Genomic DNA, 17,302 nt, shown 5'->3' on the forward strand with positions numbered 1-17,302 from the left:
GTCACAATTTTCTTGTGAAAGTAATAAAATATTACAAATATTAATAGGACTAAATAGTTCTAATTGAGGAAAAATGAGTTTAAATAAAGATAAATACAGTATTGAAAATACTGATTATACGGTAGGGCAAGATAATGTTAAAAAATGGGGATTCGATGTTCATAATCCCGTTTTTGGGATCAGCGCAGGCTTAGTCTGTCTTTTCTTACTGATTATTTTAGTGGTAGATCCAGAACTTTCGAAAGGCTTCTTAGATGGCATTAAATGGCAAATCATAGGTGCTTTTGATGGCTTATTTATGTGGTCTGCTAATATATTTGTGATTTTCTGTTTGGCATTAGTGGTTTCTCCTTACGGTAAAATCCGACTAGGTGGCGACGAAGCAAAATCTGACTATTCAACTCTGTCTTGGATAGCAATGTTGTTTGCGACCGGTATGGGTATTGGTTTGATGTTCTGGGGAGTTGCAGAACCTGTTGCCTATTACACCGGATGGTACGAAACGCCACTTAATGTGGAAGCTAATTCACCTGAAGCCGTTAAACTTGCTTTAGGGGCAACTATGTTCCACTGGGGATTACACCCATGGGCCATTTATGGTGTGGTAGCTTTGTCTTTGGCATTTTTTGCTTTCAATAAAGGTTTACCTTTATCGATGCGTTCTATTTTTTACCCTATTTTAGGGGATAGAGCCTGGGGATGGGCTGGTCATGTCGTTGATATCTTAGCGGTATTAGCAACATTATTTGGTTTAGCAACGTCTTTAGGGTTAGGTGCTCAACAAGTTGCAAGTGGTTTCCATCATATATTCGGTATTGAATCTGATCTTTCTTTGCAATTATTGATTATTGCAGGTGTGACTCTATTAGCCATTATATCTGTAGTTCGTGGCATCGATGGTGGTGTTAAAGTCATTAGTAATATTAATATGTTACTTGCGCTAGTTTTAGTTATTTTTGTTGCTTTGGTAAGCTTTGCTATCGCGTTAGGTACTATCCCAACAACCGTGATGGGATACGTCGAAAATATTATTCCTCTAAGTAACCCACATGGTCGTGAAGACGAAGCTTGGATGCAGGGTTGGACTGTCTTCTACTGGGCGTGGTGGATTTCATGGTCCCCATTTGTAGGCATGTTTATTGCGCGTATTTCTCGTGGCCGTACGGTACGTCAGTTTATTACTGCAGTGTTAATCGTTCCAACACTTGTAACTGTATTATGGATGTCGGTATTTGGTGGTGTAGCCATTGATCAAGTTGCAAATAATATTGGTAGCCTAGGTAATGAAGGTCTGAAAGACGTTAGCCTTGCTATGTTCCAAATGTTTGATGCATTACCAATGGGCAGTATTTTATCGATGTTGGCTATTGTGTTAGTTATGGTGTTCTTTATTACCTCTTCGGATTCAGGTTCTCTTGTTATCGACAGTATTACTGCTGGTGGTAAAATTGATGCGCCTGTCCCACAACGTATTTTTTGGGCGACGGTTGAAGGTTCAATTGCGAGTTGCGTTACTGTGGATTGGTGGTACAGAAGCGATTCAAGCCTTACAAGCAGGTGCGATTTCAATGGGCCTACCATTTACCATTATTTTATTGCTAATGTGTGTCAGCTTAATAATGGGTATGCGGACTGAGCCTAGAGGCAAATAATTAAGACGTAATAACGTTTTATAACCCTAAAAAACCGATAGGATTTATTCTATCGGTTTTTTTGTGATATTAATTTATAACCAAAGTACCTTGATCGGGGTTTCTGGGCTGAAATGATATTTAATTTGTGCCTGAAATAACTCAGCTGTTGCAATGGCATCGGTTAAGGCATCATGAGGAGAATAGGTCGGTAAGTTGTATCGTAAACGACTCTTAGCTAGACGAATTGATTGTGGCCGTTTTCTTTTTAACCAGTTAATAAGCCCTTTGGTATTTTGTTGTTGAATATCTGCTTCAATTTGCATGGTATCAATTATCGGAAAAATAATACCTTCTTGAATCAAGGCGTGTAAATTGTTATCTAAAAAATCCCTTTCAATGCGACGATAATGAACAACAACTACTTTTCCAGCTAATTCGTCTAAAAGTTGCTCTAGAATATTAATCAAATTTGGGGCTTTTATTAAATCTGAATGGGTAATGCCATGGATAACAACAGAATCATCCTGTAATTTATCCTGTGGATCAACATACCAAAACTTTGCTTTTCTACAGTAAATTCGTTGTAAATTAAAGTGCACTAGGCCAATGCTAATAATGCTATTTTGGGTGGCATCTAATCCGGTTGTTTCAAAATCTAATGCGACAAATTCAATATCTTTAAGAGGTGTTTCATTATGATAAGTTCCCTGCTGATAAAAATGCTGTAAACGTGTATCTTCACATTGTTCACTCTGTCGTTGCAGGAAGGCTTGCCAGTTTAAAATTTCTTGATGAGTATATTTATGCATCATGATGACATCATATTCGCGTTATAACGGTATTTTAAAAAGCTTTGTGCGTTGCTCAAAACTAAAAATGCATCTTTTAAATTTCTACGTTCAAAGTCTGACATATTTTCAGGTTCAATATTATTGTCGGGCTCTCTATCAAATTCGATATCTAATGCTTGGTGACGCAGTCGCACTAAAGAAATTAGTTCCATAGCATGTAATAAATCTTGCCCTTTGGATTTTGGTAAAATTCCCGACTCGATAATATCCTCAAGGCGCTGAAAGGAGTTTTGAGCCTGTGAGCCAATTGCTAAGGCATGTATTCGAATTAAGTCTGCTAATGGTGCGGTACCACGGCGTTTTAAGTTAATTGAGTTATTATGTTGGCCATCTTTTTCCATTACAAAATCTTTGAAAAAACCTAATGGTGGTTTACGATTTAAGGCGTTGCGCGCTAAACAGGCTAAAAAGCGATTATTTTTCTTGGCGCGACGCAGAATAAAGCCATTTAATTGTTCTGCCCATTTTACGCGACCATAAACCCCGGTTAAATCGAAAAAGATAGAGCAATTTAATAGTGCTTGTGGATTAGGATCATCGATCCAATCTGCAAAACAATCTTCCCATTGAGATTGTGTTTTTCGCCATTCATGGTTAGTAGCCATAATATCGCCCGTACAATAACTGTAACCGCAGGCCGCTAAGCCGTCACAGACGAATTTTGATAGTTTAGTGAAATAGTCATCATGTATGGATGGATCGAAGCTGTTATCAAGAATAATGGCGTTATCTTGGTCGGTTACAATCAGTTGTTCATCGCGCGCCATCGAGCCTAATGCTAAAAAACAATAGGACACAGGAGGAGGGCCAAATTCTATTTCTGCTAATTCAAGTAATCTTTGTTTAAAGCTACGGCCAATTTCGGACATTGCTCGACCGACCATATGTGAGTTTGCATCTTCATTAACCATACGGATAAAACAGTCTTTTAATTGCAGTGATAATAAGGCTAAATCCTCAGTGCTTTGCTGTTGAAAAATACTGCTTACAAATAACAAACTATTTTGAGATTCATAGCGGATGATATCGGCGACTTCAATTAAACCAATAGGTTGTTTGTTTTTCAGTATAGGCAGGTGGTGTACATTGAAGCGAGACATTAATAACATGGCTTCAAAAATATAGGCATTATGATCCAGTGAAATTAATTCTGTCGACATCACTTCAGAGACTGGAGAATCAACACTGAGGCCTGAAGCGATAACTTTAGCACAGAGATCTTTTTCAGTAATAATACCAACAAAGTTATTACCTTGTTCTTCACTAATATCAGGATCATTAATCAGAACAGCTGATACATTTTCCTCTGTCATGGTCATAGCAACGTCCTGAACAGAGCTATTGTTAGTCATGATAACAACATCTCTTGTGATCAGTGTTTTTACTTTAGAAGTGGTTAAAGAGTTAGCATCATTAGTATTATTTTCGACAGCTTGCTTTAAGCGGGTACTATCTTCGACTTCAAAAAAACCAGCAAAATCGACATAACGATCGCAAAAACGAAGAAAAACCTCTTCTGGAATGCAATATAAAAGGGTGTCATTTAAAGCGGTTGCTGGGAAACGTACTTTGTTATTTGTGAGTAGTGCCATTTGCCCAAATAATTGCCCCTTATCAAGACGATTATAAAGATCACCATTACGGCGATATAACTCAACAATGCCACTACGAACCATATACAGTTCATTAATTTCGATATTGATATCAATGATGGTTGATTGGGCGCGAAAATATGAGATTTCAATGCTTGCGTGTTATTTCAATCAAATCTTCATTTGATAATGAATCGAAGGGAGGGTATTGACGAATAAAGTCTTGAATCTCCAATAATTCTACGTCCATGGTATACCTAAAGCCAGTGTCAAATAGACCGTCATTTTATACGACTTTAATTCATTGAAGTAGGTTTAATGTAGCAAATTGATGTGTTGCAAAGAAAATTGAATAGGGGGAGTTTGATAAAAGGGTCGCGTTGCTTCGCGACCCTTATAAAGCCTACTGCTAGTGCGATAGAATTTGTTCTAAAAATAGCTTTAAACGATCTGATTGAGGGTTGTTGAAGAACTCATTAGGTTCATTCTCTTCAATCACTTGTCCTGCATCCATGAAAATAACACGATCTGCCACTTTTTTCGCAAAACCCATTTCGTGTGTTACACAAATCATAGTGATACCTTCATCTGCTAACTCAACCATTACATCAAGTACTTCCGATACCATTTCTGGATCCAGTGCCGAAGTCGGTTCATCAAATAACATAATCTCAGGGTTAATACATAAACAGCGTGCAATTGCGACACGTTGTTGCTGACCACCAGATAATTGATTCGGGTATTTATCTGCTTGCTCAGCAATTTTTACACGCTCAAGATAGTACATCGCTTTTTTGATGGCTTCTTTACGTGGCACTTTATGTACCCAAATCGGTGCTAGTACTAAGTTTTCTAATACTGACAAATGTGGGAACAAGTTGAAATGTTGGAATACCATTCCCACCTGTGCACGAATGTGACGAACGATTTTTACATCGTCAATCAACTCAGTACCATTGATATTGATATTACCCTGTTGAAATTTCTCAAGGTGATTTAAACAGCGAATGGTCGTTGATTTACCTGAACCCGATGGGCCACAGATAACCACTTTTTCGCCTTTTTTAATATCTAAGTTAACATCTTTAAGCACATGAAAATCGCCATACCATTTGTTAACGTCTTTCATTGAGATCATGATTTCTTGTTCAGACATAATGTTTCCTAATTAGTGTTCTGTATTAAACTTACGTTCAATTGATTTTGAATATTGCGACATGCTAAAGCAGATAACCCAGTAGATTAAAGTAACAAAAACGTATCCTTCAATCTCATAACCTAGCCAATTGGTATCACTGGTGGTCAGTGTGACCATTGCCAGAATATCGAAGAGACCAATTATCAATACTAGCGTCGTGTCTTTGAAAAGTGAGATAAATGAGCCCACTAAGTTTGGAATAGAGATTTTTAATGCCTGTGGCAAAATGATTAACACCATCCCCTGCCAATAACCCAAGCCTAATGATTCAGCGACTTCATATTGTCCTTTAGGGATAGCTTGTAAACCACCACGTACTACCTCAGCAATATAAGCGACTTGGAATAGGGTAATACCGATTAGCGCACGTAATAACTTATCAAAATCAATACCGTCACTAAAAAACAGCGGTAATACCACGGAAGCCATGAATAAGATGGTGATCAGTGGCACGCCACGAATAAATTCAATAAAACCAACACACAGCGTTCTCACGATAGGCATGTGTGATTGACGGCCTAATGCCAAAACAATGCCAATTGGAAAGGAAGCGATAATACCCACAGTCGCCACTAATATTGTCAGCATGAGTCCACCCCATTTCTCTGTTTCAATGGTTTCTAGCCCGAACCAACCGCCACTGATTAAGATAAAGCAGACAACAGGGTACGCAAGCATCAACGCAAATTTAATTTTCACATTATTCAATAATTTGAATGCAATCAGTAAACCTGCAGTCAAGAATAATACTAAGTTAGGACGCCAATGTGATTCGGCGGGGTAAAATCCGTACATGAATTGGTCGAATTTCTCCGCAACATATATCCATCTCGCACCATCCTTGACAATCTCATCCGGTGTACCACTCCAAGTTGCATTGAATATCATCCAATCAAGCAGTGGTGGCACTGTGATATAAATTAAATACAATCCCAGTAAAGTGAGTAAACTATTTTTAATATCAGGGAATAGGTTTTCTTTAAGCCAAAATAGCACGCCATTACTGCTTGACGGTGCGGGTTTCGCTTGTTTCATCGTATAAGTTGCCATAATTATCTTCCTTTAATTTCCATTTTTGCATTTACCCAGTTCAATACGAGGGAAATGACAATACTAATGGTGAGGTATACCGCCATGGTCATTAAAATAATTTCAATTGCTTGGCCGACTTGGTTTAATGTTGTACCTGAAAATAACGTTACCAGCTCGGGATATCCGATAGCGGTTGCGAGGGAAGAGTTTTTCGTTAGGTTTAAAAACTGGTTAATCACAGGAGGAATAATGACACGTAATGCTTGCGGTAAAACCACTTTACGTAAAATAACATGGTCCTTTAAGCCTAAGGACTTAGCGGCTTCTTTTTGTCCTGGGGGAACCGCCTCAATACCTGCGCGAACCGCTTCAGCAATATAAGTCGCGGTATAAATACTTAAAGCAAAGACAAGGGCAAGTAACTCTGGAATGATGGCCATGCCACCTTTAAAGTTAAAGCCTTTTAAAACAGGGTACTCAGCGCCAATGGGCTGACCAGTAATAAAATAAACGAGTAAAGGTGCGAGCAATTAAAATTGCAATCGCAACTTTAAAAATAGGAAATTCTTCGCCACTTAATTCATGACGTTTTTTTGCCCAACGAGTTAAAAACACCACGCCAATAATCGCAAGGATAAACGCACTGAGAATAAAGCCACTGCCAGATTCAAAAATCGGCTCAGGAGTTAACAACCCACGGTTGTTTAAAAAGAAGCTATCAAAATAAGAAAAGCTTTGTCGTGGACTAGGTAATGCCGCTAATACCACGTTATACCAAAACAGGATTTGTAACAGAATAGGGATATTACGGAAGGTCTCGATGTAAACTAGCGATAATTTAGAGATTAAAAAGTTGGGAGATAAACGCCCGATCCCGATAAGTAGTCCTAATGCAGACGCTAAAATGATACCAATGAAAGAGACTAAGAGAGTATTTAATAAACCGACAATAAACACGTCATAATAAGAGGAGGTACCATCATCGTAGGGTACTAATGTTTGGCTAATACCAAAACCTGCGACGTCATCTAAAAAGGAAAACCCGGTTGTGATACCACGTTTTTCGATATTATCGAACATATTATTAGCGAAATAATAAGCAAAAAAGAGCACCAATAACAATGCTCGCCACTTGATAGATAATCGCTCTGTTTCGAGGATTATTCAAGAAGCCACCGTTTGATGAAGGGTTTGGGAGTTGTGTTTTATTCATAATTAGACCTAGAGAGGGGAAGCTTAAAAGGGGGACAAGCCCCCTAGTTTGATGTTAAATAAGCTATTTATCTAATTGGCATTGAGTACATTAACCCGCCTTTATTCCATAGGTTATTTAGACCACGGTCGATAGCTAGTGGAGAGTCTTTACCAACATGCATATCAAATGAATCTCCGTAGTTACCTACGTTTTTAACAATTTGGTAAGCCCAATCTGATTTAAGCCCTAAGTTTTCGCCCGCAGTACCAGAAGTACCTAGTAGACGCTTAACACTTGGGTTTTCAGATTTCATCATGTCATCAACATTTGCTTTAGTGATACCTAGCTCTTCCGCTTCAAGTGTTGCAAACATAGTCCATTTAACAATGTTAAACCATACGTCGTCACCTTGACGTACAACAGGACCTAGAGGTTCTTTTGAAATGATTTCAGGTAATACAACAGATGATGAAGGATCATCCATTTTTTGTCTTAGACCGTATAATTGAGATGCATCAGAAGTAACCGCATCACAACGACCTTTTTTGAAACCATCAATGGTTTGACCAGATGTATCGTAAGTTACACCTTTGTATTCCATGTTGTTTGCTTTGAAGTAATCGGTAAGGTTTAACTCAGAAGTTGTACCTGCTTGAATACAGAAAGTCGCGCCATCTAATTCTTTAGCAGAAGTTACACCAAGTGATTTGCTTACTAAGAAACCTTGACCGTCGTAGTAGTTCACACCAGCAAAGTTTAGACCAAGAGAAGTATCACGTGTTGCAGTCCATGTAGTTGTACGAGAAAGGACATCTACTTCACCACTTTGTAGTGCAGTAAAACGTTCTTTCGCCGTTAGAGGGATATATTTTACTTTTTCAGCATCACCGAATACAGCACTTGCAATTGAGCGACATAAATCAACATCAAGACCTTTCCATACACCTTCAGAATCCGTTGCAGAGAAGCCTGGAATACCAGTCGAAACGCCACAGTTAAGTGCGCCTTTCTTCATCACATCTTCCAATGTATCTGCTGATGATATGCTTGGAAGTGTTGTCGCGATTGCTGTGAATAATGCTAGTTTTTTAATTCCCATCTTTGTTTCCTTTTTAAGGTGAATTAGATTTTTAATAAATTTTGTAAACGCTACCCCATAGATATTGCATAGACCATACCAAGTACCTAAATAGGAATAACATTTAAAGAAAAAAATATTTTAACATTAAAATTCAGTGGCTTACGGTGTTGTTTTTGTGGCAAAAATATCTGCTTAAACAAATGTTGATGCTTTTTAAAACACAGTAAAATTATTTCTTTCTGAGCTCGCACTAAGGTGGTGCAAAATGAAATCTAGGTTGCACCAAATAAAAGCCATTTTAATGTGTTTAGTTTTTTACAAAAAAATACAGGTGATTTTCCAGTCTGTTGCGATTTAGTTGCCTTAATAATAAGGCTATTAGCAGATAAATGAAGGTAACTTTTATGTAAGAGGAAGAATTAACTGTGTGAGCTAATAAAAAAGGGATAAAAAGGAGTGAAGCTTTTACTCGCACTCCTTATGCTTTAAACATCTCTTTAGTGCGATAAGATTTGCTCTAAAAATAGTTTTAGACGATCAGATTGTGGGTTATTGAAGAACTCATTAGGTTCATTCTCTTCAATCACTTGTCCTGCATCCATGAAAATAACACGGTCTGCTACTTTTTTAGCAAAACCCATTTCATGGGTAACACAAATCATGGTGATACCTTCATCTGCCAGTTCAACCATTACATCAAGTACTTCCGATACCATTTCCGGATCAAGTGCCGAAGTCGGTTCATCAAATAACATAATCTCAGGGTTAATACATAAACAGCGCGCAATCGCGACACGTTGTTGCTGACCACCAGATAATTGATTCGGGTATTTATCTGCTTGCTCAGCAATTTTTACACGCTCAAGATAGTACATCGCTTTTTTGATGGCTTCTTTACGTGGCACTTTATGTACCCAAATCGGTGCTAGTACTAAGTTTTCTAATACTGACAAATGTGGGAACAAGTTGAAATGTTGGAATACCATTCCCACCTGTGCACGAATGTGACGAACGATTTTTACATCGTCAATCAACTCAGTACCATTGATATTGATATTACCCTGTTGAAATTTCTCCAGGTGGTTTAAACAGCGAATGGTCGTTGATTTACCTGAACCCGATGGGCCACAGATAACCACTTTTTCGCCTTTTTTAATATCTAAGTTAACATCTTTAAGCACATGAAAATCGCCATACCATTTGTTAACGTCTTTCATTGAGATCATGATTTCTTGTTCAGACATAATGCTTCCTATTAAATTTTTTCATTTTTATATGTTTTATATTAATAACTATGTATTTTTTAAATAAAGCTATAAATGTTCTGGGATAAGCAATTTATGTTTAGTTCAAGGCGAAAAAGCGCAGTTTAGTCGTTTAAATGAGCATTTTTCAACGATGAACTAGGCTTAAATTGCAACGCCCAGAGCATGTTATTTAGTGTTCTGTATTAAACTTACGCTCAATTGATTTTGAATATTGCGACATGCTAAAGCAGATAACCCAGTAGATTAAAGTAACAAAAACGTATCCTTCAATCTCATAACCTAGCCAATTGGTATCACTGGTCGTCAGTGTGACCATTGCCAGAATATCGAAGAGACCAATGATCAATACCAGTGTTGTGTCTTTGAAAAGTGAGATAAATGAGCCCACTAAGTTTGGAATAGAGATTTTTAATGCCTGTGGCAAAATAATCAATACCATACCTTGCCAATAACCTAAACCTAATGACTCAGTCGCTTCATATTGCCCCTTAGGGATTGCTTGTAAACCACCACGCACTACCTCTGCAATATAAGTCGCTTGGAATAGGGTAATACCGATTAGTGCACGTAATAACTTATCAAAATCGATACCGTCACTAAAAAACAGCGGTAATACCACGGAAGCCATGAATAAGATGGTGATCAGTGGCACACCACGAATAAATTCAATAAAACCAACACACAGAGTTCTCACGATAGGCATGTGTGATTGACGGCCTAATGCCAAAACAATGCCAATTGGAAAGGAAGCGATAATACCCACAGTCGCAACTAATATTGTCAGCATGAGTCCACCCCATTTTTCAGTTTCTACGGTTTCAAGCCCGAACCAACCACCGCTGATTAAGATGAAACAAACAAAAGGGAAAAGAAGCATAAGTGATAATTTAATTCGCACATTGCTAATTGCTTTAAAAGAAAATAAAAAAGCAACGGTAATTAATAACACTAAATTAGGACGCCAATGTGATTCGGCAGGGTAAAACCCGTACATGAATTGGTCGAATTTCTCCGCAACATATATCCATCTTGCACCATCCTTGACAATCTCATCCGGTGTACCGCTCCAAGTTGCATTGAATATCATCCAATCAAGCAGTGGTGGTACTGTGATATAAATTAAATACAATCCCACTAAAGTGAGTAAACTATTTTTAATGTCAGGGAATAGGTTTTCTTTAAGCCAAAATAGCACGCCATTACTGCTTGACGGTGCGGGTTTCGCTTGTTTCATCGTATAAGTTGCCATAATTATCTTCCTTTAATTTCCATTTTTGCATTTACCCAGTTCAATACGAGGGAAATGACAATACTAATGGTGAGGTATACCGCCATGGTCATTAAAATAATTTCAATTGCTTGGCCGACTTGGTTTAATGTTGTACCTGAAAATAACGTTACCAGCTCGGGGTATCCGATAGCGGTTGCGAGGGAAGAGTTTTTCGTTAGGTTTAAAAACTGGTTAATCACAGGAGGAATAATGACACGTAATGCTTGCGGTAAAACCACTTTACGTAAAATAACATGGTCCTTTAAGCCTAAGGACTTAGCGGCTTCTTTTTGTCCTGGGGGAACAGCCTCAATACCTGCTCGAACGGCTTCGGCGATATAAGTGGCAGTATAAATACTCAAAGCAAAGACAAGGGCAAGTAACTCTGGAATGATGGCCATGCCACCTTTAAAGTTAAAGCCTTTTAAAACAGGGTACTCAGCACCAATAGGTTGACCGGTAATAAAATAAACGAGTAAAGGTGTCGCAATTAGAATTGCAATCGCAACTTTAAAAATAGGAAATTCTTCGCCACTTAATTCATGACGTTTTTTTGCCCAACGAGTTAAAAACACCACGCCAATAATCGCAAGGATAAACGCACTGAGAATAAAGCCACTGCCAGATTCAAAAATCGGCTCAGGAGTTAACAACCCACGGTTGTTTAAAAAGAAGCTATCAAAATAAGAAAAGCTTTGTCGTGGACTAGGCAATGCCGCTAATACCACGTTATACCAAAACAGGATTTGTAACAGAATAGGGATATTACGAAAGGTCTCGATATAAACTAGCGATAATTTAGAGATTAAAAAGTTGGGAGATAAACGCCCGATCCCGATAAGTAGTCCCAATGCAGACGCTAAAATGATACCAATGAAAGAGACTAAGAGAGTATTTAATAAACCGACAATAAACACGTCATAATAAGAGGAGGTACCATCATCGTAGGGTACTAATGTTTGGCTAATACCAAAACCTGCGACGTCATCTAAAAAGGAAAACCCGGTTGTGATGCCACGTTTTTCGATATTATCGAACATATTATTAGCGAAATAATAAGCAAAAAGAGCACCAATAACAATGTCGCCACTTGATAGATAATCGCTCTGTTTCTGAGGATTATTCAAGAAGCCACCGTTTGATGAAGGGTTTGGGAGTTGTGTTTTATTCATAATTAAACCTAGAGAGGGAAAGCTTAAAAAGGGGGACTGGCCCCCTAGTTGGGAGTTATACCAAAGGCGTTAATTAACTGATAATTATCGAATTTGGTATCAAATAAGCTATTTATCTAATTGGCATCGAGTACATTAATCCGCCTTTATTCCATAGGTTATTTAGACCACGGTCGATAGCTAGTGGAGAACCTTTACCAACATGCATATCAAATGACTCACCGTAGTTACCTACGTTTTTAACAATTTGGTAAGCCCAATCTGATTTAAGCCCTAAGTTTTCACCTGCATTACCAGAAGTACCTAGCAGACGTTTGATGCTTGGGTTTTCAGATTTCATCATGTCATCAACATTTGCTTTAGTCACACCTAGCTCTTCCGCTTCAAGTGTTGCAAACATAGTCCATTTAACAATATTAAACCATACATCGTCACCTTGACGTACAACAGGACCTAGAGGTTCTTTTGAAATGATTTCAGGTAATACAACAGACGATGAAGGATCATCCATTTTTTGTCTTAGACCGTATAATTGAGACGCATCAGAAGTAACCGCATCACAACGACCTTTTTTGAAACCATCAATGGTTTGACCAGATGTATCGTAAGTTACACCTTTGTATTCCATGTTATTTGCTTTAAAGTAATCGGTAAGGTTTAACTCAGAAGTTGTACCAGCTTGAATACAGAAAGTCGCGCCATCTAATTCTTTAGCAGAAGTTACACCTAGCGATTTGCTTACTAAGAAACCTTGACCGTCGTAGTAGTTCACACCAGCAAAGTTTAGACCAAGAGAAGTATCACGTGTTGCAGTCCATGTAGTCGTACGAGAAAGGACATCTACTTCACCACTTTGTAGTGCAGTAAAACGCTCTTTTGCCGTTAGAGGGATATATTTAACTTTTTCAGCGTCACCAAATACAGCACTCGCAATGGCACGACATAAATCAACATCAAGACCTTTCCATACGCCTTCAGAATCCGTTGCAGAGAAGCCTGGAATACCAGTCGAAACACCACAGTTTAACGCGCCTTTTTTCATTACATCTTCTAAAGTATCTGCACTTGCAAGGTTTGGTACTAAAGCGACTAGCCCACAAAACATGGCAATTTTTGTTAGTCTCATTTATATGTTCCTTTTCAAATTTGAGCGCCATAAAATGGCACAAGGTTTACGAAGTCATCACAAATGTTAAACATACTCGTTTAAGATGTTAATAAATCATGGATGAGTATCAGCAAGCGAGGATTTTTAAAAAATTGTTAGCGGTTCCTAGATGTAACTCACGGATTAGAGGTTAATGTCTTCTATTAGCTCGCTTTTAAAAAAAAATGGTTGTGCTAAGAATTGACTGTGTTAAGGCAGATATTACCCGAAATGGTAGGGAAAATAATAAAAGTGTTATTTAAAATTAAACTAAATAACACTTTATTGTGACTTTTTATAAGGGGTTAATCTGCATTGGATCTGTGCTTTGTGATGTGTTTTTATTTTCTTCAATTTTAGCAACTAAGATACTCAGTGCAGAGCCATTCCATTGAATAGAAGCATCGCTACAACATAACTGTAGGAATTGAATTTCGCTTGTTAAACGTTGTTTTTCCTCTTCATTTAACTTCGTATATTCAGGCAATTGATTTAAGCCTTTTATGTTAGGGAAATGATATTGAGAATAAGCTAATAATGCACTGTAACATTGACTTGCTTTGCCTTTTATTAAGCAATCTTGCAATGTTAAATAATCTTGGTTTATTGGCTTAAGTTCATCTTTTTTACTCTGTGTTTTAGTCTCTATTTTCCTTCGATAATAAACATGATATAGAACTAAAAATACAATAATAATGAGTAATATTAACACTGTAATTTGCCAGTATATCAATGCACTATTATCGACAATAATGGTTGGTTTAGGTTGTGCTGTAATTGGTTGTACTGTTGGTGTTGTGCTAATAGGCTGATTATCAGCGACGATAATTGTCAGTTGTTGTTCAGGTAATATTGCTGTTTCTTGTTGATTGGTTTGACTGTTAAACCAATCTAGTTTTATTTCAGGCAATGTTAATGTGCCTACTTTATCAGCAATAATCGCATGACGAATAATACGTACGCCATAATTTAAATTATTTGCTTGGCCTTCCTGTAATTGGTCTTGGTCAGGATAAAATCGCAACGACGCTGGATAATTGAGTTTGATATTTGGTAACTTATCCTTTTCCATAGAAGCAATTTGTAAGGTGATGCTTCGAGTGATGGGCTCCCCTACTTTGTAGGACTGTGCTGTTAAATCATTGTCTTCGATTAAACGCAAATCTTCACTAACAATCCATTGTCCTTGGTAGTCTTCAGGAATACCTTTGACTTCTATGTTTAAACGCTCTCCACGAATATTAATTGGTTTGGAGATAACTCTATTTTGTCGTTCACTTACTGCAACGAGTTGTTGGACTGTCCCTGTTAATAAGGGAGAGTCTATTTCAAATTTTCCTGCTTGAGTCGGAGTCATCTTGTATTGGCGTGTAATGGTATTATATCGAATACCGTTTCTGATCCTTTGGTTGGTTTTATCCTGACCTAATACCGCACTTTCAACACCTTCAAAGTAGGGGCTTTTAAGTCGAGATCATTACTATTCTTTGAAATGTATAATTTAGTGGTAAAAATAAATGATTGACCGATATAAACACTATCTTTGTTGATACTGTTTTCAATGAAAATATCATCTTGTGTTGTCATATTTGCCTGAGAGAGTTCACTAACTTTAATTTCAATCGGCTCGGTGAGGTAATCTCCTATTTTAAAAGATGGAATAGTAAATGTACCTTCTTTTTGCGCTTGCAGACGCACACGCCATTCTGTTCTCTGGCTAAAGGAACCATTAATAAACTCGCTTCTTTTCGATTGCGAAGGCAGGTAAACAGTAAAGTCTTTCTCAAGTGGACGAGTATCTAATTGGTAGTCATCGTCATTATCATTAATGCTCACTGTTAGTATAAAAATATCACCTAATATAATATTGGTGTCACTGACACTTGCACTTGCTTGTATTGCTGAATGCACTGGCAAGCTCATCAATAAAGTCGTCAGTAAAAGAGCCAATAAAGAGAATGTGTTTTTCATTACCAAATAACTCCAGTATTTTGTTGTTGTTTAACAGGTTGAGATTGAGCGCGCTTTTGATATTCCTCGTCGCATTTTTCGACGTAATAAAATAGAGGGATCGTCAGGCATATTTTTAAGCCAATTAGGTAATTCCTCTAACTCCTGATTATTGTCTTGATCTGTTTTATCCATCATTGCTTGCTGTTGCTGTTGTTCATCCTCTGCGGGATCTGGGTCTTGTTGTTGCTCAGCTTGCTGTTTTTGTTGCTCTTCCTGTTGTTGTTCTTGTTGTTCTGTTTTTTGTTGTTCATTTTTAGATTGTTGTTCTGAATCCTGTTGTCGCTCTTGGTTCTGTTGTTGTGATTGTTGCTCTTGGTTCTGCCCTTGGCCCTGTTTCTGAGTCTTGCTCTTGATTCTGTTGTTGTGAGTCTTGATTCTGTTCTTGATTCTCGTCGCTGTTGCTTTTTAATTTCTTCGATAATTTTTTTATTTTCGCTAGCCTGTGTCATATCTGGTTGAATAGCGATGGCTTTATCGTAGGCTTCAATGGCTTTATCAAACTGTTGCAACTGAGCATAACTATTACCTTGATTATAAAAAGTATCTGCATTGCTAGGATCTAATTCAGTTGCTTTGGTAAATTGTTCTAGGGCTTGTTCAAATTGTTTATTTTTATATAAAGCACTGCCTTTTTCTAGTGGACTATCATAGCGTTCGCTAGCGATCTGATATTGGCCATTTTGATAAGCTTGAAAAGCATTTTGCTGATTATTTTTCCAGATTGAGCTGTTCACTTTGTTAGCTTCGGTGGTCTCGGTTGCTCGCTTTAACGGGGGCACTGGTTAAAGGAAGATAAATAGCGAATAGAAGTGCAAAAATAACCCCTTTTCTGAATAACAATAAACACAATGGTAATAATAAAAAGGTTAGCCAATAACCATCATCTATTGAAAATTGGTCTGATGCACTAGCATTTGATGAACTTTCACTATTTTCATCTTTTTGAATATGCGCAAAATATTGTCCTAGCTGATTAATATCCTGGCTATTATTGCTACTTGTAAGATATAAACCTTGACCAGCTTTAGCAATATCATAAAGCGGTTGCGCTGATAATTTAGGCACAACAATTTCACCCGAAGGGCTTTTTAATAATGAGCCATCGGATAAAGTAATAGGCGCTCCCTGTACTGTAGCGACAGCTAAAATAGAAACAATCCAATTTTCATCTTTTAACATTGTTATCATTTCTTTGGCGTGAGCTTCGCTAATGTCATCGCTAATAAAAACAATATGCCCCTGTGAATAACCAGCATTCTTTAATAACTCAATTGCTTTTGCTAAGGCTAAATCTGCGCGCGAACCCCGAACAGGCATTATATCTGGGCTTAAATGTGGAATATGATTGATAATGGCATTACCATCGCGAGTAAGTGGGGCAACTGTAAAAGCATCTCCAGCATAGGCAATCATTGCTTTTTCACCTTCACTCCATTGCTTAATAAGATCAATCGCTTTAAATTTTGCTTGGCTTAAGCGATTTGGTTTTATATCTGTTGCATACATGGAGTAACTCAAGTCAAAAGCAATTACTTGGGCTTTTTCCATCTCATAGACAGGCATATCAATGCTTCGTATTGTCGGGCCTGAAAGTGCCATACAAGCAATAGCTAGGGCACTGTAAAAAGCAAACCAATGTGGTTTTGAATGTGATGCTTTAGTCACGATATTGGCACTTAGATGCGACGCTATTAAAGCTTGCTCACCAGAGAGTTTATTTTGCTTATGCTTTAACAGTGCAAATATTAACAAAGCGATTAATCCTAACAACCAAAGAGGTCGCAGAAATTCAAGTGGCATGAAGGTCATTTCAAGCAACATAACGCCCCCTTAATGATAAATAGAGTCT

General features: G+C 37.7%; 15 protein-coding genes and 2 pseudogenes. 1 reads left to right on the forward strand and 16 read right to left on the reverse strand.

Features of this window, described 5'->3' with window-relative positions; genetic code table 11:
• The first annotated feature begins 220 nt into the window (after positions 1-220).
• Positions 221-1,652: pseudogene (locus ACLKMH_RS08790) on the forward strand (BCCT family transporter).
• Positions 1,653-1,726: 74 nt separating this feature from the next.
• Here the strand turns inward: ACLKMH_RS08790 and ACLKMH_RS08795 are convergent.
• From ACLKMH_RS08795 to ACLKMH_RS08870, 16 genes and pseudogenes are all read right to left on the reverse strand, one after another.
• Positions 1,727-2,443 carry a 3'-5' exonuclease gene (locus ACLKMH_RS08795; RefSeq protein WP_413702294.1) on the reverse strand — a complete coding sequence of 239 codons (717 nt, stop codon included), beginning with the start codon at positions 2,441-2,443 and terminating at the stop codon, positions 1,727-1,729.
• Positions 2,443-4,327: pseudogene (locus tag ACLKMH_RS08800) on the reverse strand (DUF294 nucleotidyltransferase-like domain-containing protein). The gene ACLKMH_RS08795 and the pseudogene ACLKMH_RS08800 overlap by 1 nt, the downstream one beginning before the upstream one ends.
• 159 nt (positions 4,328-4,486) lie before the next feature.
• Positions 4,487-5,215 carry an amino acid ABC transporter ATP-binding protein gene (locus tag ACLKMH_RS08805; protein WP_413702295.1) on the reverse strand — a complete coding sequence of 243 codons (729 nt, stop codon included), beginning with the start codon at positions 5,213-5,215 and terminating at the stop codon, positions 4,487-4,489.
• Positions 5,216-5,245: 30 nt separating this feature from the next.
• Positions 5,246-6,325, reverse strand: coding sequence for an amino acid ABC transporter permease (locus tag ACLKMH_RS08810; RefSeq protein WP_413701656.1), 1,080 nt, complete (start codon positions 6,323-6,325; stop codon positions 5,246-5,248).
• Positions 6,326-6,327: 2 nt separating this feature from the next.
• Positions 6,328-6,837, reverse strand: coding sequence for an ABC transporter permease subunit (locus ACLKMH_RS08815; RefSeq protein WP_413701657.1), 510 nt, complete (start codon positions 6,835-6,837; stop codon positions 6,328-6,330).
• Complete coding sequence (locus ACLKMH_RS08820) at positions 6,785-7,387, reverse strand: ABC transporter permease subunit (protein ID WP_413701658.1); 603 nt, start codon at positions 7,385-7,387, stop codon at positions 6,785-6,787. The genes ACLKMH_RS08815 and ACLKMH_RS08820 overlap by 53 nt, the downstream gene beginning before the upstream one ends.
• A gap of 200 nt (positions 7,388-7,587) precedes the next feature.
• Positions 7,588-8,601, reverse strand: coding sequence for an amino acid ABC transporter substrate-binding protein (locus ACLKMH_RS08825; RefSeq protein ID WP_413701659.1), 1,014 nt, complete (start codon positions 8,599-8,601; stop codon positions 7,588-7,590).
• 479 nt (positions 8,602-9,080) lie between these two features.
• A complete protein-coding gene (locus ACLKMH_RS08830; protein ID WP_413702295.1) occupies positions 9,081-9,809 on the reverse strand; it encodes an amino acid ABC transporter ATP-binding protein in 729 nt (242 codons plus the stop codon).
• A gap of 211 nt (positions 9,810-10,020) precedes the next feature.
• Positions 10,021-11,100 carry an amino acid ABC transporter permease gene (locus tag ACLKMH_RS08835; protein ID WP_413701660.1) on the reverse strand — a complete coding sequence of 360 codons (1,080 nt, stop codon included), beginning with the start codon at positions 11,098-11,100 and terminating at the stop codon, positions 10,021-10,023.
• Between the two features lie 2 nt (positions 11,101-11,102).
• Positions 11,103-12,293: an amino acid ABC transporter permease gene (locus ACLKMH_RS08840; protein WP_413701661.1), complete on the reverse strand. Its 1,191-nt coding sequence runs from the start codon at positions 12,291-12,293 to the stop codon at positions 11,103-11,105.
• A 112-nt stretch (positions 12,294-12,405) separates the two neighbouring features.
• The gene (locus tag ACLKMH_RS08845) at positions 12,406-13,419 is read right to left on the reverse strand and encodes an amino acid ABC transporter substrate-binding protein (RefSeq protein WP_413701662.1); all 1,014 of its coding nucleotides are present in this window, start codon (positions 13,417-13,419) and stop codon (positions 12,406-12,408) included.
• A gap of 316 nt (positions 13,420-13,735) precedes the next feature.
• Complete coding sequence (locus ACLKMH_RS08850) at positions 13,736-14,797, reverse strand: hypothetical protein (protein ID WP_413701663.1); 1,062 nt, start codon at positions 14,795-14,797, stop codon at positions 13,736-13,738.
• Between the two features lie 68 nt (positions 14,798-14,865).
• The gene (locus tag ACLKMH_RS08855) at positions 14,866-15,411 is read right to left on the reverse strand and encodes a BatD family protein (RefSeq protein ID WP_413701664.1); all 546 of its coding nucleotides are present in this window, start codon (positions 15,409-15,411) and stop codon (positions 14,866-14,868) included.
• Positions 15,412-15,441: 30 nt separating this feature from the next.
• Positions 15,442-15,588 (reverse strand): hypothetical protein, encoded by a 147-nt coding sequence (locus tag ACLKMH_RS08860; protein ID WP_413701665.1) that lies wholly within the window; start codon positions 15,586-15,588, stop codon positions 15,442-15,444.
• Entirely contained in the window at positions 15,585-16,187 is a 603-nt protein-coding gene (locus ACLKMH_RS08865; RefSeq protein WP_413701666.1) for a tetratricopeptide repeat protein, read from the reverse strand. Before ACLKMH_RS08865 ends, ACLKMH_RS08860 begins: the two co-directional genes overlap by 4 nt.
• A 4-nt stretch (positions 16,188-16,191) precedes the next feature.
• Complete coding sequence (locus ACLKMH_RS08870) at positions 16,192-17,274, reverse strand: vWA domain-containing protein (RefSeq protein ID WP_413701667.1); 1,083 nt, start codon at positions 17,272-17,274, stop codon at positions 16,192-16,194.
• Positions 17,275-17,302 lie beyond the last annotated feature (28 nt).

This window comes from Psychromonas sp. KJ10-10 (assembly GCF_047323245.1).
Lineage (GTDB): Bacteria > Pseudomonadota > Gammaproteobacteria > Enterobacterales > Psychromonadaceae > Psychromonas.